General features: G+C 64.0%; 22 protein-coding genes. 15 read left to right on the top strand and 7 right to left on the bottom strand.

The genetic code is table 11. The features are described from left to right. Nucleotides 1-129 precede the first annotated feature (129 nt). On the bottom strand, nucleotides 130-2,862 hold the full coding sequence (gene secA / locus NKI25_RS05860; RefSeq protein ID WP_352998248.1) for a preprotein translocase subunit SecA: 2,733 nt from the start codon (nucleotides 2,860-2,862) through the stop codon (nucleotides 130-132). A gap of 253 nt (nucleotides 2,863-3,115) precedes the next feature. Here secA and NKI25_RS05855 point away from each other — a divergent pair, with 253 nt between their 5' ends. Further along, on the top strand, nucleotides 3,116-4,033 hold the full coding sequence (locus NKI25_RS05855) for a peptidylprolyl isomerase (protein ID WP_352998247.1): 918 nt from the start codon (nucleotides 3,116-3,118) through the stop codon (nucleotides 4,031-4,033). A gap of 43 nt (nucleotides 4,034-4,076) precedes the next feature. On the opposite strand, the gene NKI25_RS05850 is transcribed toward NKI25_RS05855, so the two are convergent. Further along, a complete protein-coding gene (locus NKI25_RS05850) occupies nucleotides 4,077-4,733 on the bottom strand; it encodes a TetR/AcrR family transcriptional regulator (RefSeq protein WP_352998246.1) in 657 nt (218 codons plus the stop codon). Nucleotides 4,734-4,843: 110 nt separating this feature from the next. Between NKI25_RS05850 and NKI25_RS05845 the strand changes: the two genes are divergently transcribed. Next, nucleotides 4,844-5,080 (top strand): putative antibiotic biosynthesis monooxygenase, encoded by a 237-nt coding sequence (locus NKI25_RS05845; RefSeq protein ID WP_352998245.1) that lies wholly within the window; start codon nucleotides 4,844-4,846, stop codon nucleotides 5,078-5,080. 3 nt (nucleotides 5,081-5,083) lie between these two features. On the opposite strand, the gene NKI25_RS05840 is transcribed toward NKI25_RS05845, so the two are convergent. Further along, the gene (locus NKI25_RS05840; RefSeq protein ID WP_352998244.1) at nucleotides 5,084-6,310 is read right to left on the bottom strand and encodes a caspase family protein; all 1,227 of its coding nucleotides are present in this window, start codon (nucleotides 6,308-6,310) and stop codon (nucleotides 5,084-5,086) included. Nucleotides 6,311-6,489: 179 nt separating this feature from the next. On the opposite strand from NKI25_RS05840, the gene argJ reads away from it, so the two are divergent. From argJ to NKI25_RS05815, 5 genes are all read left to right on the top strand, one after another. After that, nucleotides 6,490-7,731 (top strand): bifunctional glutamate N-acetyltransferase/amino-acid acetyltransferase ArgJ, encoded by a 1,242-nt coding sequence (gene argJ, locus NKI25_RS05835; RefSeq protein ID WP_352998243.1) that lies wholly within the window; start codon nucleotides 6,490-6,492, stop codon nucleotides 7,729-7,731. After that, nucleotides 7,731-8,510, top strand: coding sequence for a GNAT family N-acetyltransferase (locus NKI25_RS05830; RefSeq protein WP_352682992.1), 780 nt, complete (start codon nucleotides 7,731-7,733; stop codon nucleotides 8,508-8,510). Before argJ ends, NKI25_RS05830 begins: the two co-directional genes overlap by 1 nt. After that, nucleotides 8,507-8,929 (top strand): (deoxy)nucleoside triphosphate pyrophosphohydrolase, encoded by a 423-nt coding sequence (locus tag NKI25_RS05825; RefSeq protein WP_023677979.1) that lies wholly within the window; start codon nucleotides 8,507-8,509, stop codon nucleotides 8,927-8,929. Before NKI25_RS05830 ends, NKI25_RS05825 begins: the two co-directional genes overlap by 4 nt. 127 nt (nucleotides 8,930-9,056) lie before the next feature. Further along, nucleotides 9,057-9,362: a hypothetical protein gene (locus tag NKI25_RS05820; protein WP_023677980.1), complete on the top strand. Its 306-nt coding sequence runs from the start codon at nucleotides 9,057-9,059 to the stop codon at nucleotides 9,360-9,362. Nucleotides 9,363-9,488: 126 nt separating this feature from the next. Then, nucleotides 9,489-9,668: a Flp family type IVb pilin gene (locus NKI25_RS05815; protein WP_023677981.1), complete on the top strand. Its 180-nt coding sequence runs from the start codon at nucleotides 9,489-9,491 to the stop codon at nucleotides 9,666-9,668. A 50-nt stretch (nucleotides 9,669-9,718) separates the two neighbouring features. Here the strand turns inward: NKI25_RS05815 and NKI25_RS05810 are convergent, their stop codons facing one another. Further along, entirely contained in the window at nucleotides 9,719-10,591 is an 873-nt protein-coding gene (locus NKI25_RS05810; RefSeq protein WP_352998242.1) for a methyltransferase domain-containing protein, read from the bottom strand. A gap of 54 nt (nucleotides 10,592-10,645) precedes the next feature. Here NKI25_RS05810 and NKI25_RS05805 point away from each other — a divergent pair, with 54 nt between their 5' ends. Genes NKI25_RS05805 through NKI25_RS05785 form a run of 5 tightly spaced genes read left to right on the top strand, consistent with a single transcriptional unit; the run spans nucleotide 10,646 to nucleotide 13,903 of the window. Next, nucleotides 10,646-11,446, top strand: a complete 801-nt coding sequence (locus NKI25_RS05805) for a ComF family protein (RefSeq protein ID WP_352998241.1) — start codon at nucleotides 10,646-10,648, stop codon at nucleotides 11,444-11,446. Between the two features lie 37 nt (nucleotides 11,447-11,483). Beyond that, nucleotides 11,484-11,753, top strand: coding sequence for a glutaredoxin 3 (gene grxC / locus NKI25_RS05800; protein ID WP_352577153.1), 270 nt, complete (start codon nucleotides 11,484-11,486; stop codon nucleotides 11,751-11,753). Between the two features lie 10 nt (nucleotides 11,754-11,763). Then, the gene (locus NKI25_RS05795) at nucleotides 11,764-12,630 is read left to right on the top strand and encodes a carbon-nitrogen hydrolase family protein (RefSeq protein ID WP_352577151.1); all 867 of its coding nucleotides are present in this window, start codon (nucleotides 11,764-11,766) and stop codon (nucleotides 12,628-12,630) included. Further along, nucleotides 12,627-13,052, top strand: coding sequence for a DUF1178 family protein (locus NKI25_RS05790; RefSeq protein WP_352577149.1), 426 nt, complete (start codon nucleotides 12,627-12,629; stop codon nucleotides 13,050-13,052). Before NKI25_RS05795 ends, NKI25_RS05790 begins: the two co-directional genes overlap by 4 nt. A gap of 8 nt (nucleotides 13,053-13,060) precedes the next feature. Further along, entirely contained in the window at nucleotides 13,061-13,903 is an 843-nt protein-coding gene (locus NKI25_RS05785) for a hypothetical protein (protein WP_352998240.1), read from the top strand. Here the strand turns inward: NKI25_RS05785 and NKI25_RS05780 are convergent. Then, nucleotides 13,835-14,635, bottom strand: a complete 801-nt coding sequence (locus NKI25_RS05780) for an SDR family NAD(P)-dependent oxidoreductase (RefSeq protein ID WP_352577145.1) — start codon at nucleotides 14,633-14,635, stop codon at nucleotides 13,835-13,837. The genes NKI25_RS05785 and NKI25_RS05780 overlap by 69 nt on opposite strands. Before the next feature lie 180 nt (nucleotides 14,636-14,815). Here NKI25_RS05780 and NKI25_RS05775 point away from each other — a divergent pair, with 180 nt between their 5' ends. Both NKI25_RS05775 and NKI25_RS05770 read left to right on the top strand, forming a co-directional pair. Next, entirely contained in the window at nucleotides 14,816-16,036 is a 1,221-nt protein-coding gene (locus tag NKI25_RS05775; protein ID WP_352998239.1) for a helix-turn-helix domain-containing protein, read from the top strand. 9 nt (nucleotides 16,037-16,045) lie between these two features. Further along, complete coding sequence (locus NKI25_RS05770) at nucleotides 16,046-16,699, top strand: Vgb family protein (RefSeq protein ID WP_023675144.1); 654 nt, start codon at nucleotides 16,046-16,048, stop codon at nucleotides 16,697-16,699. A 62-nt stretch (nucleotides 16,700-16,761) separates the two neighbouring features. Here NKI25_RS05770 and NKI25_RS05765 read toward each other — a convergent pair whose 3' ends face one another. Continuing rightward, the gene (locus NKI25_RS05765; protein ID WP_023675145.1) at nucleotides 16,762-18,255 is read right to left on the bottom strand and encodes an FAD-dependent monooxygenase; all 1,494 of its coding nucleotides are present in this window, start codon (nucleotides 18,253-18,255) and stop codon (nucleotides 16,762-16,764) included. Between the two features lie 69 nt (nucleotides 18,256-18,324). Beyond that, nucleotides 18,325-18,810, bottom strand: coding sequence for a MarR family winged helix-turn-helix transcriptional regulator (locus tag NKI25_RS05760; RefSeq protein WP_023675146.1), 486 nt, complete (start codon nucleotides 18,808-18,810; stop codon nucleotides 18,325-18,327). Nucleotides 18,811-18,911: 101 nt separating this feature from the next. Between NKI25_RS05760 and NKI25_RS05755 the strand changes: the two genes are divergently transcribed. Then, nucleotides 18,912-19,802 (top strand): DMT family transporter, encoded by an 891-nt coding sequence (locus NKI25_RS05755; protein ID WP_023675147.1) that lies wholly within the window; start codon nucleotides 18,912-18,914, stop codon nucleotides 19,800-19,802. The last annotated feature ends 17 nt before the right edge of the window (nucleotides 19,803-19,819 follow it).

Genomic DNA, 19,819 nt, shown 5'->3' with positions numbered 1-19,819 from the left:
TTCTTCAACCTTGGTGATTGGCGAAGACCAATGTGACGTCCGATCTCCCCCCAAATGGGGGAGATGTCCGGCAGGACAGAGGGGGGCGCTGTCCCGCAGAGCTACCAAATGAGCCGAAATCGCGGTGCCTTACGCGAACGCCCCATGGCAATGCTTGTATTTCTTGCCCGAACCACAGGGGCAAGCCTCGTTGCGGCCGACCTTGCCCCAGGTCGCCGGGTTCTTCGGGTCACGGTCTTCGGGGGCGACGATGGCGTTGGTCTCCTGGCGGACCAGGACGGCCGTCTCGCCGCCTTCGAAATCGTCCTCGCCGGTGAAGCCGTCGATATGGCTGCCGAACATGTCGGGGGCTTCGGGCGGCGGCGCATCGGCCGCCTGGCGGACCAGCTCGACGCGCATCAGCTGCGCGGTGACGGCCTGGCGCAGATTGCCCAGCATCGCCTGGAACAGTTCGAACGCTTCGCCCTTGTACTCCTGCAGCGGATCGCGCTGCGCATAGCCGCGGAAGCCGACGACCGAGCGCAGATGGTCGAGATTGACGATGTGCTCGCGCCACAGATGGTCGAGCGTCTGCAGCACCACCGAGCGCTCGACATAGGTCATCACGTCGGGGCCGAAGCGCTCGGCGCGTTCCTTGGCGGCGGCCTCGGCGGCCTGGCTGACGCGCTCGCGGATGTCGTCCTCGGCGATGCCTTCTTCCTTGACCCAGTTCTCGACCGGCAGATCGAGATTGAGGAATTCGGCGATCTCGGCCTTGAGGCCGGCGACGTTCCACTGCTCGGCATAGGCGTTTTCGGGAATATTCTTGGCGACGATCTCCTCGATGACGCCTTCGCGCATCTCGGTGATGGTCTCGGACAGGCCCTCGCCGTCCATCAGCTCGATGCGCTGTTCGAACACCACCTTGCGCTGGTCGTTCGAGACGTCGTCATATTTCAACAGGTTCTTGCGGATGTCGAAGTTGCGCGCCTCGACCTTCTTCTGCGCCTTTTCCAGCGCCTTGTTGATCCACGGATGGATGATCGCCTCGTCTTCCTTGAGGCCGAGCTTCTGCAGCATGCCGTCCATGCGCTCGGAACCGAAGATGCGCATCAGATCATCCTGCAGCGACAGGAAGAATTTCGAGCGGCCGGGATCGCCCTGGCGGCCCGAGCGGCCGCGCAACTGATTGTCGATGCGGCGCGATTCATGGCGTTCGGTGGCCAGCACGTAGAGGCCGCCGGCGGCGAGCGCCTTTTCCTTCAGCCGGGCGATGTCGTCGCGGATTTCCTTTTCCCTGGCCCCGCGCTCGGGGCCGGCCGGCATGTCGCCAAGCTCGTCGGCGATGCGCATGTCGGCATTGCCGCCGAGCTGGATGTCGGTGCCGCGGCCGGCCATGTTGGTGGCAATGGTGATGGCGCCGGGCTTGCCGGCCTGGGCGACGATCGCCGCCTCGCGCTCGTGGTGGCGGGCGTTCAGCACCTCGAAATCCTTGAAACCTTCCTTGCGCAGGCGTTCGGCCAGCTGCTCGGACTTCTCGATGGAAGTCGTGCCGACCAGCGTCGGCTGGCTCTTGGCGCGGGCTTCCTTGATCTCCTTGACGATCGCCTTGTATTTCTCCTCGACCGTCCGGTAGACCTCGTCGTCTTCGTCAATGCGGATGACCGGCAGGTTGGTCGGGATCTCGGTGACGTCGAGATTGTAGATGTTGGCGAATTCCTCGGCCTCGGTCAGCGCCGTGCCGGTCATGCCGGCGAGCTTCTTGTAGAGGCGGAAATAGTTCTGGAAGGTGACCGAGGCGAGCGTCTGGTTCTCCGGCTGGATCGCCACATGCTCCTTGGCTTCGAGCGCCTGGTGCAGGCCCTCCGAATAGCGGCGGCCGGGCATCATGCGGCCGGTGAACTCGTCGATGATGACGATCTCGCCGTTGCGCACGATATAGTCCTTGTCCCGCTGGAACAGCCGGTGCGCCTTCAGCGCGTTGTTGACGTGGTGGACGATGGCGACGTTCTCGACGTCGTAGAGCGACTCGCCCTTGAGCAGGCCGGCATCGCGCAGCATGTTCTCCAGCTTCTCGGTGCCTTCCTCGGTGAAGATCGAGGTCTTCTGCTTCTCGTCGATCTCGTAGTCCTGCGGCTGCAGCTGGATGATGAAGGTGTCGATGGTGTTGTACATTTCCGAACGGTCCTCGAGCGGACCGGAAATGATCAGCGGCGTGCGGGCTTCGTCGACCAGGATGGAATCGACCTCGTCGACGATGGCGTAGCTGTGGCCGCGCTGCACCATCTGGGCGCGCTCGTATTTCATGTTGTCGCGCAGATAGTCGAAGCCGAGCTCGTTGTTGGTGGCGTAGGTGACGTCGGCGGCGTAGGCGACGCGGCGCTCCTCGTCGGACAGGCCATGGACGATGACGCCGACCTTGAGGCCGAGGAATTTGTAGACGCGGCCCATCCATTCGGAGTCGCGCGTGGCCAGATAGTCGTTGACGGTGACGACATGCACGCCGTTGCCGGCGAGCGCGTTGAGGTAGACCGGCAACGTCGCCACCAGCGTCTTGCCTTCGCCGGTGCGCATCTCGGCGATGCCGCCATTGTGCAGCACCATGCCGCCGATCAGCTGCACGTCGAACGGCCGCATGCCGAGCACGCGGCGGGCGGCCTCACGCACGGTGGCGAAGGCCGGCACCAGGAGGTCGTCGAGACTGGCGCCGTTGGCGATGTCCTGGCGGAATTTGTCGGTGCGGGCCTGAAGCTCGGCGTCGGAAAGCGCCCGCATCTCGTTTTCCATGGCATTGATCGCCTCGACGCGCGGCCGGGTCGATTTGACCCGACGATCGTTGGAGGAGCCGAAAACCTTACGGGCGAGACCGCCGAGACTGACCATCCAATGGCCCTTTCGATAGCATTCCAAGTCATTGCGACGGGCGCCGGCCGGCCCCCATCAACTCCACGTGAACGCGGACAAACGCAAAAAGCGCCCGGAAAACGGTTCTGGACGCAAAGTCGTTGGACAGATAAGAGGGGGCTCATTCGATGTCAACGCCGCGCTCGCCCTGTCGACCGCGCCAAATTCCGCCACAATCCTGCTGGTCTGGAAGCCATTCCGCTCTAGCTACCCCGCTTTGGAGATAATCGTAATGTCAGTATTGTTCCGCCGCGCGTCGCTCGCCAGCCTTGGTCTGGCATTCGGGCTATCGGCCCTCTCGCTGTCGCCGCTGATGGCGCAGGAAGCCGCCCCTGCCCAGCCGGCGGCACCCGCTCCGGCGGCCAAGCCGGTCGATCCGAACGCCGTGGTCGCCACCATCAACGGCCAGACGCTGACCGAGGCAGACCTTGGGCTTGCCGAGGGCGAGCTGTCGCAGCAGTTCGCGCAGCTTCCGCCGGAGCAGCGCCGCGCCGCGGCGCTTTCGGCGGCGATCGAAATCCGTGTGATGGCGGCTCAGGCGGTGACCACCGGCCTCGACAAGGATCCCGACTTCCAGCGCCGCATGGCCTTCCTGCAGCAGCGCGCGCTGCATGGCGAAATGGTCGAGAAGGGCGTCGTCGACAAGGTTACCGATGCCGAGGTCCGCGCCCGCTACGACCAGGAAATCGCCAACACGCCGCCCAGCAATGAGGTGCACGCCCGTCACATCCTCGTGAAGACGAAGGAAGAGGCAGACGCCATCATCAAGCAGCTCGACGGCGGCGCCGACTTCCAGAAGCTTGCCAACGAGCACACCAGCGATCCGAGCGGCAAGACCAGCGGCGGCGATCTCGGCTGGTTCGGACCTGGCCAGATGGTGCCGGAATTCGACAAGGCGGTGTTTGCGCTGGCGGTCGGCAAATATACCGAGCAGCCGGTGCAGTCGCAGTTCGGCTGGCACGTCATCAAGGTCGAGGACAAGCGCACCAAGCAGCCGCCGGCCTTCGACCAGGTCAAGGACCAGGCGCGCCAGGCGGTCATCCGCGACAAGTATTTCGCGCTGGTCAAGTCGCTGCGCGCCAACGCCAAGGTCGACATTCCCGATGCGAACCTGAAGAAGACGGTCGACGCGCTGGAAAGCGCCAAATAGGCCAGATTGAGCTATGACAGGGCGCGCTGCCGCCCTGTTGCTTCTATTTGGGGGCGCGACCGATGATGCGTCGACGCCGCCGCCGGACCGGCGTGGCGTCGCCGGCATCCTCAGCGACGATGCCTTTCAAGACATAGCCGACCGCCCTGCGCAGCGTCGCTTCGTCCTCGTCCAGGCGGTTCGTCAGAAGATGCGTCCAGGCGAACGAGGCGATCAGGTCGGCGACGACAGTGGCATCGACGTCGGCAGCTATCTCTCCCTTTGCCTTGGCGCGTTCGACCATCTGGCCGGTGTGGACACGACGCCCTCTTGCGTATTCGGCGAGGGCGGCGGCCGCGTTTTCGTCCGACTGCGCCTCGGCAATCAGCGATCGGAACACGCTGCCCGACGATGTGTCGCGCCAGTGCGCGAACAAGCTCTTCAGGAAGCCGACGAGATCCTCCGCAAGGTTCCCGGTATCGGGATTGTCGACGCGCTTTTGCCGCTGGTAAACGTCGAGCAGCAAGGCGGCCTTGCTTGGCCACCAGCGATAGATCGTCGGTTTTCCGGCGCGTGCGCGGCGCGCCACCGCCTCGATCGAGAAGCCGGAATAGCCGGCTTCGACCAGTACCGCCTCGGCGGCATCGAGAATGGCATCGGCGCTTTCGGGGCTGCGCCGTGCGCCGGCCGACTTGCGCCCGGGATCGGTGGTCTCGCCCATCTCTTCTTCCTTACCCGCGGTTTCAGCAGCCATCATATACAACTGTTGACGAAACGGAACGATCCGTTTTTATATGTTACGGAACGTTCCGTAACGATAAGGAGAGTTTGATGCACTCGACCGCCGTGACCCGCTTTTCGCGCCTGCGCTTCGCCCTGCTGGTGCTGCTCGGCGTGTATCCGCTGATCACTGCCATTTTGTACGTGGTTTTTCCGCTGACGCAGGAATGGCAAATCTGGCAGCGTACGCTGGTCATCGCGCCGCTGATGGTCTCGATCATGATCTGGGGACTGATTCCGGGCGTGCAGCGGGCGTTTCGCGGGTTCATCAACCCAGCGGTCCGCTGATGTTCATTCCAGCGCTTGCGACGTTTCCGACGCAACGCGCCACGCGCCATCGGCCAGCACGAGTTCCAGCGTCACCCGCGCCTTGCCGGTCAGGCGCTGCGCCGATTTGTTCTTCGGCACATAGTCGTAGCGCATGGCGAAAACCACGTCGGCACGGTCCTGGCCGTGCGGCGTCACCTCAAGGCTGCCGGGCTCGAGACCGAACGACCACGATGCCCATTGCGCGAACCAGTCGGTCTTGACCTTGACGATCGCCTCGCTGTCGTAACGCGTGCCGTAGATGGTGGCCGACGAACCGTAAAGCCGCTTGACGGTTTCGCGCATTCTCCTGGCGTCAGGCGCCAGATAGTCCTCGCGCAGGAACTTTTCGATGGCGCTCTTGTCGCCGACGGAGCGTTCGAGCGCAGCCACCTGCGAAGCGGGAGCCGGGCTGACGGCCGGTTTCGGTTGCTGGGCAGTGTCTCCGCCCGGCACGAACTCGAAACGCTCGAGCAGCGATCCCTGCTCCCAGGGACGCTGCGCCTCGCGCGTTGCGGAAACGACGTCGCGGCGCACCGCGATCATCATGTCGCTGATGCTCTGTCCGGGCTCGGCCATATGCCGCAAAAGTGCCGCCGCAAAGGGCGAGTTGCGCCCCGTCCCGTCCATTGCGACAGCGCCGGGCGCCGTCGAGAAGGCGATGAACGAGCCGCGCGTCGACTCGAACTGGGCAAGGCCGGCGAGAGCCGTCGCCGAGCGCGTCGTGGCGCTGCGGCTGAGACTTCGGGCAAACGGGTTGTTGCGGCAGGCATCGAGGAAGACCAGGCTGACCTTGGTCTGCTGCTCCATGATGTCGAGAACCTCGTCGATCGGCACCGCCTCGAGCCGCAGCTTGACCGGCATGTCCAGCCTGGCGTCGACCGGCACGATGAAGTTGCGCCCGTCGACCTGCAGGCCGTGGCCGGCATAGTAGAACAGCCCGGCACCGGCGCCTTGCAGCGCATCGGAGAATTCGCCGATCTTGCGTTCGAGCTCGCGCTTGCCGAGATCGTTGCCTTCGATCACCTCGAAGCCGATGGCGCGCAGCTTGTCGGCGATGTCGAGCGCATCGTTGACGGGATTGGCCAGCGTGCCGGCTTCGGCGTAGCTGCCGTTGCCGACCACAAGCGCCACGCGCCGCGCCGTCTGCGCATCGGCCCGCAGCAGCAGAAAGCCCAGAAACGCCAGTGCCAAGACCACAAGCCTGCCCATGGGGCAGGATCATAGTGCTATCGGTCGCAGCGACGCCAACAAATTTGCAACAGCCTGCTTGCGGCCGCGGCAGGTGTCAGGCTTCCGGCACCCGTAACGGCTGTGAAACGCCTTGCGCCGGCGCATGCTATCGGGCAAACCGGCGTTCCTTTCGCGATTTTTCCCGCCCGGGGTCTTCCATGTCCACACAGGTTTCGCCGCTCGCGCCGAAGAAATATGCCAAGATGCCGGCCATCGAGGGTGTGCGCATCGCCACCGCCGAGGCCGGCATAAAATACAAGAACCGCACCGACCTGCTGGCCATGGTGTTCGACGCCGGCACCACCGTCGCCGGCGTGTTCACCAAGTCGAAATGCCCGTCGGCGCCGGTCGACTTCTGCCGGCAGAACCTCACGGCGGGCAAGGCGCGCGTGCTGGTCGTCAATTCCGGCAACGCCAATGCCTTTACCGGCCAGAAGGGCCGCGCCTCGACCGCACTCACGGGCGAGGTGGCGGCGAAGGCGGCCGACTGCACAGCGGGCGAGGTGTTCCTGGCCTCGACCGGCGTGATCGGCGAACCGCTCGACGCCGGCAAGTTCAGCCATCTGCTGGCCGGTCTGGTCAAGGACGGCAAGCCGGAATTGTGGACCGAAGCCGCCAAGGCGATCATGACCACCGACACCTATCCCAAACTGGCGACCGCGACGGTCAAGCTCGGCGATGCCGACGTCACCATCAACGGTATCGCCAAGGGCGCCGGGATGATCGCGCCCGACATGGCGACGATGCTTTCCTTCATCGCCACCGATGCGCCGATCGCAGCACCCGTGCTGCAGGACCTCCTGTCGCGCGGTACGGCCAAGACCTTCAACGCGGTTACCGTCGATAGTGACACCTCGACCAGCGACACGCTGCTGATGTTCGCCACGGGTGCTGCCGCCAGGCGCGGCGCGCCGGCAATTTCCGACCCCAAGGATGCGCGCCTCGGCGCCTTCCGCCGTGCCCTCGGCAAGGTGCTGAAATCGCTGGCACTGCAGGTGGTGCGCGACGGCGAGGGCGCCCGCAAGCAGGTCGAGGTCACCGTCACCGGGGCCAAATCGGCCCGCTCGGCCAAGCGCATCGCGCTGTCGATCGCCAATTCGCCGCTGGTCAAGACGGCAGTCGCCGGCGAGGACGCCAATTGGGGCCGCGTCGTCATGGCCGTCGGCAAGGCCGGCGAACCGGCCGACCGCGACCTTCTGTCGATCTGGTTCGGCGACAACCGCCTGGCCTATCAGGGCGAGCGCGACGCCGCCTATTCCGAGGAGGCGACTTCGGCGTATATGAAGCGCGACGAGATCCGCATCCGCGCCGATATCGGCATCGGCCGCGGCAAGGCGACGGTGTGGACCTGCGATCTCACCAAGGAATATGTCGCCATAAACGGCGATTATCGGAGCTGATGGCGTTGGCTTCCAGACATCCGGCAAGCGTGTTGGCGATCGTGCGCCGCTATGAGGCGGCCGGCTTTCGCGCCTGGCCGGCGGCCGCCGTCCATTATGACGGCACCTGGGTGGTTCGGCTGACGGCCGGCCACCCGGCCAAGCGGCTGAACTCGGTCAATCCGCTCGATCCGGGCGACATCCAGCACATTGCCGAGCGCATCGGCCGTGCCAGCCGCCGCTTCGACGCCTATGGCAGGCCGCTGACCTTTCGCATCTCGCCGCTGTCGGGGCCGGATCTTTCGAAGTACCTCGACGGCGAAGGCTGGAGCATATTCGCGGAGTCGCTGGTCATGCGGCTGCCGCTGGCGGACGCCGCGCTCGACGACGCCATGGACCAGATTCCGTTGAAGGACATCAGCCGTTTCATCGGCGCGGCGCTCAAGGTGAGCGGCTCGGATGTGTCGCTGCGGCCGGGCCTGTCGGAGATCATCGGCGCCATCCAGCCGGAGGCCGGGCTGTTTGCGCTGGAGGCCGGCAGCGAACCGCTGGCAACGTTGATCTGCGTGCATGACGGCGACCTTGCCGGCCTGTTCGAGATCGCCACCGACAGGTCGGTGCGCAACCAGGGCCATGGCCGCCATCTCATCCGGTCGGCGCTGAAATGGGCGCGGCTGCGCGGGGCGCGGGAAGCCTGGCTGCAGGTCGAGGCGGACAACGCGCCGGCGCTGGCGCTCTACCGTTCGCTCGGATTCGACGAAGTCTATCGCTATCGCTATCGCCGGCCACCCGGCGCATGAGCGGCTTGGATACGATCGGCAAACGCCTGCTCCTGGTCGCGGCCTGCGCGCTGGTCGATGCCGACGGGCGCGTGCTTTTGGCGCAGCGGCCCGAAGGCAAGCAACTCGCCGGCCTGTGGGAGTTTCCGGGCGGCAAGGTCGAGCCCGGTGAGACGCCGGAACAATGCCTGATCCGCGAATTGTACGAGGAGATCGGCATCGAAACCGACATCCCTTGCCTGGCGCCACTCACCTTCGCCAGCCATTCCTACGATGATTTTCACCTGCTGATGCCGCTATTCGTCTGCCGTCGATTCCGCGGCATTGCCCAGCCGAAGGAAGGCCAGGTGCTGAAATGGGTGCGGCCGCGCCAGATGCGCGATTTTCCAATGCCGCCGGCCGATGCCCCGCTGATCCAGTTCCTCATCGATCTGCTGTAACGGCCGACCTGCCGTAAATCGGGCAGCGCTGCAACGCGCTGGCAGCAGCGTTAATGAAAGATTTATCTGACCGTGAAAAATTGACGCTAGGCGGTTACGCCGATTCCACCGCTGGGGAGCGATTTGCATGAGCCTTGAAAAGGACTGGGACTCGCCTTGGCCCGACCGCCTTCCTGGCGCCGCCAATGCCGGCATGGGAATATTGCGCATCGCCCTCTTGTTCGGCTCGGCCGCGGTGGCTCTGGCCTTGATCGCGACGCCCTACCTCGACAGCCGGACCCGCTCGCAGTTTGCCCGCGACGGGCTTGATACGATGAGCACCGGCTCGATCGGCCAGCGCGATAGCTATACGCTACGCAAGAGCGTGCTGCAGCCGCTGCCCAGTTCGGTCTGCGTTATACGGGCCGATGGCAGAAGCAGCGGCGACTGCTGACTCCTCAACAGATCTCTAGGATTCGGCTGTTTCCTAGAATGCAGCTGGTTCACCGCGCGTTAAGCCTGTCGCATTAACCTTTCTTAACGGGTCGGCGCTAGGTTCGGGCAAGAGGGATAGGCGCCCATGAAAATGTTGCTGCAACGATTTTTAGAAGACGAGAGGGGTGCGACGGCTATCGAATATGGTTTGATCGTCGCCGTTCTGTCGCTTGCCATTGTCGCTGGTATTGGCCAGGCTGCCGGCGCCATCCAGTGGTTGTTCAGCGACAACAGCAGCAAGCTTGCCAACGCTTTTGCACAGTGACCCGCTTAGCTTTTGCGTGGGATACGCTTAGCTTTTGCGCAAGGATCCGCTCAGGGGCCGCCGGGGTTTTCCAGGATTGTCTTCAGCGATATTTTTGCGGAGCCCGGCTTCAGCGGCTTTTGCTGAGAGGCATCGGGCGCCCAGCCTGACATCCAGACCACCGAGAAACTCGCCCTGACGCGGCCATCGGAATCCGAAAACCGCTCCGCATAGATTTCGGCGGCGCGCGCGAACAGCGCTCGCGTGCCCGGCCGCCTGCTGCGGTCGACAAGCGCGCTGGTCTCGCCCATGGCGCGCAGGTCGGCGACCAGGCCAAATAGCGAATCGTAGCGCACCGTGATCGTGTCGACGTCGGCAACCGGCAGTGCCAGGCCGGCGCGTTGCAGCAGCGCGCCGGCGTCGCGGACGTCGGTGAACGGGATCACACGCGGGCTGGCGCCGCAATAGAGCTCGGTCTCGGCGGCAAGCAGGCTTTCGCGCAGTTCGGAGAGCGTGCCTGTGCCGGCGAAGGCGCCGAGGAAAAGCCCGTCCGGCTTTAGCGCCCGGCGGACCTGCACCAGCATGCCAGGAATGTCGTTCATCGCCTGCAGCGACAGCAGCGAGACTGCGAGGTCGAGGCTTTCCGGCTCGAATGGCACGGTTTCCAACGGTGCCAACAGTCCTGGCTGGCCACCCAGGAAAGCGGCGTCGGCCTCGACGCGCACGTTTTCCGTCACCTTGCCGCTTTCGGCGAGCACCTCTGCTGCTGCCGGCGTCTGGCAAAACAATGAGGCCGCCTTGCCGAACCTGCGTTCGACGGCGCCGAGCCGGTCGGCAAGATCCTCGGCCGCCCGCCGCATGAGGAAATCCGCGCCGGCGATGGGATGGGCCATTGCCCGGCGCTTGCGCGCCAGCCAGAGCGAGGTGTCAATTACAGGCTGCAATGGGCAGGTCCTTGTGCTTCGCTCTCTGATATAGTGATGCGGAGGACCAACCACGTGGCCGATCCCATGCCAGAGATCAAGCGTATTGCGATCAAGAGCATTGCCCGCAAGGCATTGGGCTGGCCAGCGCGCCTCTTGTTCCCGCCGGTCTGTGCCGGCTGCCGCCGCCATGTCTCGCAGCCCGGCGTGTTGTGCGGCGCCTGCTGGCCGAAACTCAGGCTGCTGGAACGGCCATGGTGCCCGGTGATGGGCACGCCGTTCACCCACAATATGGGTGAAGGGTTCCTTTCGGCGGAGGCGATAGCCGACCCGCCGCCGTTCGAGCGCGCGCGGGCGGCGGTCGCCTATTCCGGCGTTGCCCGCCAGATGGTGCAAGGGTTGAAATACCAGGACCGCACCGATCTGGCGCCGTGGATGGCGCGCTGGATGCTTCGCGCCGGTGCCGAGCTCATCGCCGAGGCCGACGTGGTCGTGCCGGTGCCGCTGCACTGGCGGCGTTTCTTCAGGCGGCAGTTCAACCAGTCGGCGGAACTGGCGCGGGCGGTGGCGCAGCTCGGGGAGCGGCCCTTCGCGCCATCAGCCATCAGGCGCGTCAAACTCACGCGCCAGCAGGTCGGGCTTGAGCGGCGGGAACGCGAGGAAAATGTTCGCGCCGCATTCAAAGTGCCTGATGAGGCGGAGATCGAAATCGCCGGCCGCCGGGTGCTGTTGATCGACGATGTCTACACCACCGGCGCCACCGTCCGCGCGGTCGCCAGGGCATTGAAGAAGGGCGGTGCCGGCGCGGTCGACGTACTGACCTTCGCGCGTGTGCTGCCGGGGGACTTTCGGGCCGACGAATCGGCGCCTATATAGCCTAGATGACAGCGGAACGAGGCAGGGTTGCTGACCGATGGTCGATGTGACGATCTACACGCGGATGATGTGCGGCTATTGCACCGCGGCCAAGCGGCTGCTCGACAGGAAGGGTGTCGCCTATACCGAGCACGACGCCTCCTTCTCGCCGGAACTGCGCCGGGAAATGATTTCCCGGGCCCACGGCCGTTCCACCTTTCCGCAGATATTCATCGGCGACACGCATGTCGGCGGCTCCGACGATCTCCACGAATTGGAGGCGGAAGGACGGCTGGACAGATTGCTCGCCAACGGCTCGACCAGATAAGGACATGACGATGGGTGCTTTCAAGGCGGCGGCGATCCAGATGCGTTCGGGAACCAGCCCGGAGCGCAATGCGGTCGATCTGGAACGGCTGGTGCGCGAGGCGGCAGGCCTTGGCGCGAGCTACATCCAGACCCCGGAAATGACCGGCGCGCTGATCCGCGACAGCCAGGCGCGAGCCGCTTCCTTCACCTCCGAAGACAAGGACATCGTCGTCTCGACGTCACGGAGGCTGGCCAAGGAGCTCGGCATCTTCCTGCATATCGGCTCGACCGCCATTCTGCGCGCCGACGGCAAGCTTGCCAACCGCGCCCTTCTGTTCGGGCCGGACGGCGCCACGATTGCCACCTACGACAAGATCCACATGTTCGACGTCGATCTCGACGAAGGCGAGAGCTGGCGCGAATCCGCCGCCTATGAGCCAGGCACCGAGGCTGTCGTCACCGAAATCGAGGGCGCGAAGCTAGGCTTTGCCGTCTGCTACGATCTACGCTTTCCGCGGCTGTTCCGTGCCGAGGCGCTGGCCGGCGCCGATCTGCTTTCGGTGCCCGCAGCCTTCACCCGCCAGACCGGAGAAGCGCACTGGCACGTGCTGCTCAGGGCGCGTGCCATCGAGAACGGCGCCTATGTCGTTGCCGCCGCGCAAGGCGGCGTGCACGAAGACGGCCGCGAAACCTATGGCCATTCGCTGATCGTCGATCCCTGGGGCCGCGTCATCGCCGAGGCGGCGCATGACGAGCCGGCGGTGATCGTCGCCGAGATCGACCCGGCGCAGTCCGTCGCCGCGCGCAAGAAGATACCGAACCTCAAGAACGCACGCGATTTTGCGGTAAACGCCGGTTCGGCGGAGGCAATGCCGCTCAGGGGTGCGGCCTCTTGATCCGCTTTTCCCTGATCTGCGAGCACGAGCACGAATTCGAGGCCTGGTTCCGCAGCAACGACGATTTCGACACACAGAAGAGGCGCGGTTTCGTCGATTGCCCGGCCTGCGGCTCGCACAAGGTCGAGAAGGCGCTGATGGCGCCTGCCGTCTCCACCGGGCGCAAGCGCGAAAGCATCGCGCTGGCCATGGGCGAGGCGCAGAAGCAGGCGCTGGCGCAGCTCAAGGCCATGGCCGACAAGGTGCGCGAGAATGCCGACTATGTCGGCGACAAATTCGCCGAGGAAGCGCGCAAGATCCATTTCGGTGAAAGCGATCCGCGCGGCATCTATGGCGAGGCGACGCTGGACGAGGCCAAGAGCCTGGCCGAAGACGGCGTCGAGTTCATGCCTATTCCAAGTTTCCCCGACGACCGCAACTGAGGAAAGTCTTGCCCCATCCGGAGAAGACTGAAAAGCGGCGTGGTTCAGAGATAGTGATCCGTGTTTTCAGCTGGTTGGCTATAAGGTCGATCGACAAGAGAACGATCGATGGGTTGCCAGTTTTCTATAATGGCGAGAGCGGTGGGAAAGATGCCGATAAGGTTGCCGCCGCGCTGCGATTGATTCAAGAATTTGACCCTGTTCGATACAGCCGTCTGGTCCGCGATCTCAAACGGATCTGGATCACAATCAATCCAGGTGCCGCTGCGCAATTTGTGAAATCGACTTCGACTTGCGAGCTTGATCGGCGATTTGTTCTAGGCGAGCACACGCTGACCGACCAGATCGCCAGCGCGATAGTGCATGAGGCGACGCATGCGCGTCTCCATCAGCGAGGCATTGGCTATGAGGAGGAATTGCGCCACCGGGTGGAGTGGGTTTGCATGAGACGTGAACTGGCTTTTGCGGCGAAACTGCCGGACGGGGCGAGTATTCGTCAATGGGTCGAAGCTCGACAAACGGAACCCTCGGATTTTTCCAATGTAGCGATGAATGGTAGGCAAATTGATAGCGCGCGTGATGCCTTGCTCCATCTCAATGCTCCAGGTTGGCTGGCAGACTTGATCGTCTTTTTCGCACGGGGCGATATCAGAGGCGTATCAGGCGACGAGAAGCTGAAGCGCATTTCGACAAGCGAAAATGATGCTCCGTTGTCGCTTGTGGGGAATTCGCTTCCGCCCAGAGCGGCGATGCCGCCGCCCCCTGCACAAGCGTCCGCAATTTCAGGCCGAGCAGCAAGGATGGGCCTCGCGGGCAATCGTTTCGCTGCTTCTCTCATGCCCACTGCCTGACGGGCTTGCTTCACTTGACGGGCTTGCTTCCGCATAGGCTGCAAACTGGCGTTCAAGCGCCTTGACTGCACTGCTGCGCCAGCCTTCCGCCAGGGATTCCGACATGGGATCGGGGAAGATTTCCTCTTCGCCGTTCTCCACTCCGTCCAGGATCGCCCGCGCGACAGACTCCGGAGAGGCCTTCGCGATGTCCAGGCCCCGTGTCATGTCCGTGTCCACCGGGCCGGGAAGGACCCTGTGGACGCTGACACCCCGTCCGGCCAAAAGGGTGCGCAACGACTGCGACAGTGAGAACGAGGCCGCCTTCGAGATCGAGTAAGCCGGACTGAACGGCACGGCGGCAATCGAGGCCAGCGACAGAATGTTGACGATGGCTCCCCGCGACCGGGCCAGCAACGGCAGCAGAGCCTGGGTAACGTCGTACGAGCCGAAGAGGTTTACGGCGAGCTGTTGTTCGAGCACACGACGGTCGCTGAGGTCATCGAAGGGCGATACGCCGGCGTTGTTGATGAGGATATCGAGAGCATCGATCTTCTCGACCGCCTCCCGGATCTGCGCAGCGTTGGTCACATCCATGGTCAGGGACGTCACACGCCGGTCCGGGTGGGCCATGGCTTGGCGGGTTGCGGCGAAGACGCGCTTTACGCCTCTGCTCAGGGCTTCCTCGACCAGTGCCCGACCGATGCCCCGATTGGCTCCAGTCACCAGGATGGTTGTACCTTCGATCTTCATTGCGTCTCTCCTAGTGCTTATCGTTGTGTTCGAGCCCAGTGCACAATCTAGCCGCGACTCAAGGTTGGCGCGCCGCAACTCAGGTTGGCTACAGTCGCCGTTGTCGATACGACTGGTTGGTGAGATGGACTTAGCGCCGGATGTCGAAGCCATGGGAGTGACAAGTGTGACGGGATTCCGATGGACTCGCTGATCACGGCCGCGGCGCATGCGCTTGCGGCGGGCGATCCGCTCGGCGCCTTGAAGCGGGTTGCGCTGCGCGACGATGCGCCGGCACTGGCGTTGCGCGGTATCGCGATGGCGCAGCTTGGCGACCTGGTTCGGGCGAAGGTTCTTCTCAAGAGGGCGGCGCGCGCATTCAGCCCGAGGGAGGCCGTGGCCCGCGCGCGGTGTATCGTCGCCGAGGCCGAGATCGCGCTCGTCTCGCGCGACCTTACCTGGCCGGCCAAGGCACTCGACGCCGCACGGGCGACGCTTGAAAAGCATGGCGACCGCGTCAACGCCGCGCATGCGCGCAACCTCGACGTTCGGCGCCTGCTGCTGATCGGCCATCTCGACGAAGCCGAGCGCAGGCTGGACGGCTTCGATCCCTCGCCGCTGCCGCCGGCATCGCGGGCCGCCCACGAGCTGGCTGTCGCCGGCATCGCCATCCGCCGCTTGCGGACCGGCCCTGCGCGCGCCGCGCTTGGCCTGGCGGCGCGGGCGGCGCGCGCGTCCGGCATCCCCGCGCTGATCGCGGAGGTGGAGAGCGCATCGCTGGTGCTGGACACGCCGGGCGCACGCCTTGTCGCGCGTGGCGGGGAACGGCCCCTCCTGCTCGATGAAGTCGAAGCGCTCCTGGCGTCGGGGGCGCTCGTGGTGGATGCATGCCGCAATGTCGTGCGGGTCGCAGACAACGTCGTCTCGCTGGCGACCCGCCCGGTGCTGTTCGCGCTGGCCCGCGCGCTGGCCGAAGCCTGGCCGGCTGACGTGGCAAGAAGTATGCTTATTGCGCGCGCTTTCCGCGGAAAGGACGCGGACGAATCACATCGCGCACGGTTACGGGTCGAAGTCGGGCGGCTTCGCGCGGAGCTTCGGAGTTTGGCGGATGTGAGCGCGACGAAGCGGGGCTTTGCGCTGGCCCCGCGCCGCGCAGGTGAGGTCGTCGTGCTGGCGCCACCCGTCGAAGAAGAGCATGCCGCCGTGCTCGCCTTTCTCGCCGACGGCGAGTCTTGGTCGAGTTCGGCCCTGTCGATTGTGCTGGGAGCCAGTTCGCGTACCGTGCAGCGAGCGCTCGAGCAACTCGCCCTGGCCGGCAAGGTGCAGTCGTTCGGCCGCGGACGGGCGCGTCGCTGGATGACCCCACCGCTGACGGGTTTCCCGACAATCTTGTTACTCCCCGGCCCACTGCCGGGCTACTAGGATGGAATCATGGAACGATCCGCAGCCGAAATCCTTCGAGAATATGGACCCTTTCCGGGTGTCGACCACGTAGACGGCGTTACCTTCGACGGTGAGCATGTCTGGTTTGCCTCAGGCGACAGATTGAACGCCTTCGATCCGGCAAGCGGCAAAGTGGTGCGCTCGATCGATGTCGCGGCACACGCCGGAACGGCCTTCGACGGCCAGCATCTCTATCAGATCGCCGAGGATCGTATCCAGAAGATCGATCCGAAGAATGGCCACGTCCTGGCGACGATCCCGGCGCCCGGCAATGGCGGTGATTCCGGGCTCGCCTGGGCCGAAGGAACACTCTGGGTCGGGCAGCATCGGGGCCGAAAGATTCATCAGGTCGATCCCGAGACAGGGGCAATCCTTCGCACCATCGTTTCCAACCGCGTCGTCACCGGCGTCAGCTGGGTCGACGGCGAGCTGTGGCATGGCACCTGGGAGGGCGAGGAGAGCGATGTCAGACGGATCGATCCTGAAACGGGAAAGGTCCTTGAGAAGCTCGATATGCCGCCGGGAACAGGCGTGTCGGGGCTCGAATCCGATGGCGGCGACCAGTTTTTCTGTGGCGGCGGAAACAGCGGCAAGATCAGAGCTGTTCGCCGGCCCAAACGAGGCTCGGCGACCAGAATCTGAGTTTTTGCCCTCCGTAGCCGTTTGATTTCGGGACCATTCGAGCTAACTGGTTTTTGCGGTTTTTAGCCCGGTGGTCCGAACCAGGTGTTCATCGCGTCTTGAAGACCATCCTGCGTCCTGTCGCCTACCCAAGCAACATATCCATCGGGTCGGATTAAAACTGCGGTTGGAGCGGAGACCAAACCTAGCGCAGGCAACTCCCATGGATCGTCCCATTTGGCGTAAACCAACTTAATGCGGTCTGACCACGGCTTGATGTCGAGGCTGCCCGGCGCGTCGAGATTCAAGAGCACTGGCCGCGCTTTTTGGAGGAGCGCAAATACGCGCATGGGACCATCAGGCGTGGCCAGGTCGAGGTCAGGAATGCGGCGGCCGACCAGCGGATGCCCCTGGCCGAGGTCGTAATGGATACCAAGTCCGGACATCTCGGCAGCGATCCGTTTGCGAGGCTCCTCCATCCCAAGGAGCTCTGATACGATTTCACGCAAGGCTTCAGTGCGATCATCAGTACGTTGCAATGCGACCTGTGCCATTGTCGTACGCAACACGCGGGCCGCAACCGGATGCCGCTCGATGTGATAAGTGTCGAGCAAGCGTTCAGGCGATGTTCCTTTCACCACTTGGGCCAACTTCCAACCGAGGTTCACCGCATCCTGCACACCGATATTGAGGCCTTGTCCGCCCACCGGGGAATGCACATGGGCGGCATCGCCCGCTAGGAGAACCCGGCCCTTGCGGTAAGCCGCCGCCTGCCGCGACATGTCCGTGAACCTGGAAATCCAGGTTGGGCTATGGATTCCGTAATCTGTTCCGCATGCGGCGACGAGCGCTTCGCGGAGATCGCGCAGCGTGGGCTCGGTCGTGGCGCCGACATTCTTTTCAGTGACCATGACGCCTATGGGACCTTTATCGGCAAAGACGACCTTGCCGTCACGAATTTCGTACTCTTCCCTGCCGAAGGCATGGATGCCAAGTGCGGTGCGATGAATGCCCAGTGGCGGCTCCTCCGCCATCTCGGCCTCGGCGAGGATGCTGCTGGTCGTCGCATCCCATCCTCGAAACTCAATGCCAGCAGCTTTGCGGACCAGACTGCGGCCTCCATCACACCCGACGAGATAGCTTGCCCGCAGCGACGCACCATCGGACAGTTCGATGGTGACGCCGGCGTCGTCCTGCACGAAACACGTTAATTCACGGGCGCGATAGATCGGCACTGCCAGCTCGCTGACCCATCCAGCGAGAATGCGCTCAATGTGTTTCTGTCTCAGCGCCAGCCCGTAGTTGTGGCGGGTCGGAAAATCGCTGATGTCTAAACGCATCGCCGCGAATCCCGTGACTTGGGCTATTTGTCCTTCGGCGAGGAACCGGTCCGCGATGCCGCGCTGATCGAAAACTTCGAGAGTGCGTGAACTCAGACCTCCAGCACGCGAACCGGCAAGCTCTTGGTTCGGGCGGCGTTCGACAATGGCTACGTCGATGCCTGCCAACGCCAACTCGCCTGCCAGGGTTAGGCCCGTCGGACCTCCTCCGGCAATCACGACTGCATGTTCTGTCATCGGCAAACTCCTCTGGCAGTTACGACTCCCAATGCAATGATCGCAGAGTCCCAGTGGTTGCCGTTTGGGTTAGTTCAGGCTCGCTATCAATTTTTCGAGCAGGCGAGCGAGCATGATCTGCTCCGGGCGTACTAACCCAGAAAGTATCTGGTGCTCGTTGGCGACGTGAGCGGTAACCGCCTCGTCAATCAACGCCAGACCCTTTTTTGTCAGCTGCACGACAATGCCGCGGCGATCGTCGGGGTGCGGCCCGCGCTTGATCAGGCCGGATTTCTCGAGCCGATCGAGGCGGTTGGTCATCGCGCCCGACGTCACCATCGTCGCCTCGTAGAGAGCCGTCGGCGTCAGCGCGTATGGCGGCCCGGAACGACGCAGCGTCGCCAGCACATCGAATTCTCCGGATTGCAGCCCGTAACTTGCAAACAGCGGCGCCAGCCGCTCTCGTGCGATCAGCGAGGCGGCCTCATTCAACCGTCCGAGCACCGCCATCGGCGAGACATCGAGATCCGGCCGTTCCTTTTTCCATTGCCCGATCGCTTTTGCTGCGCGATCCATGTCTCTCACCGTTATGTATCTTGACGTGAAGAATCTTTACCTTATCTTACCTCAGCTTGCGATATTGGCCAAGTGCCGCGAACGGGCGACGGGACGGTGCGATGAAATTTCTCTGGGACTCGGCGCTTGGCCTTCTGGTTGTCACCGGTGGACTGCTCGGCCTGACGCTGCCGTTCGGCAAGATCGCGACGGCGGCCGGCGTGGCCGCCATGGTCTGGGCCTTCGTCATCTCGCTTGGTGCCGGCGGCGTGCTTTTGTGCGCATTGCTGCTCAACGGGAAGCGCATGCGGCTTACGCCGCACAGGCTGCGCTATTTCTTCGTCACCGCGGCCGTCTCATATGCAATCCCCAATCTGCTGATGTTTTCAGCCATTCCGCATCTGGGCGCCGGCTACAGCGGCATCATGTTCACGCTGTCGCCGGTCGTCACGCTGGTGTTCTCGATGCTGCTCGGCGTCAGGCGCCCGACCATGCTGGGCATCGTCGGCATAGTCGTCGGTTTCGTCGGCGCAGTCATGGTGGCGGTGACGCGCGGCGAAGCGGGCCAGCCGGCCGAATTTTTCTGGGTTGCGATGGGCCTGCTCATCCCGGTCAGCCTCGCCGCCGGCAACATTTACCGTACCGTCGACTGGCCCGAAGGCACCGGCCCGATCGAGCTCGCCGTCGGCAGCCATCTGGCAGCAGCCTTGATGCTGGTTGCCGGCATTCTGGTCCTGCTTGGCGGCAATGCATTCGGCTCGCTCGGCGGCGTGCCGCTGGTCGCTGCGGCACAGGTGGCATCAGCCTCGGCGATGTTCGCCTTCTTCTTCCGCCTGCAAGCGGTCGGCGGCCCGGTCTATCTCAGCCAGATCGGCTACGTCGCGGCGGCGGTCGGGCTGTTTGCCGGGACCCTCTTCCTCGGCGAGCGCTATCAACTGCTGACCTGGGCCGGTGCCGTCACCATCAGCGCCGGCGTGTTCATCACCACCAAGGCGCAAAGCCAGAGGCCATAGGGGCCAGAAGGCGTAAG

This window comes from Mesorhizobium sp. M0808 (assembly GCF_040320025.1).
GTDB lineage: Bacteria > Pseudomonadota > Alphaproteobacteria > Rhizobiales > Rhizobiaceae > Mesorhizobium.
Note: the sequence above shows the minus strand (reverse complement) of the source record. Positions and strands in the feature narration are given on the sequence as shown.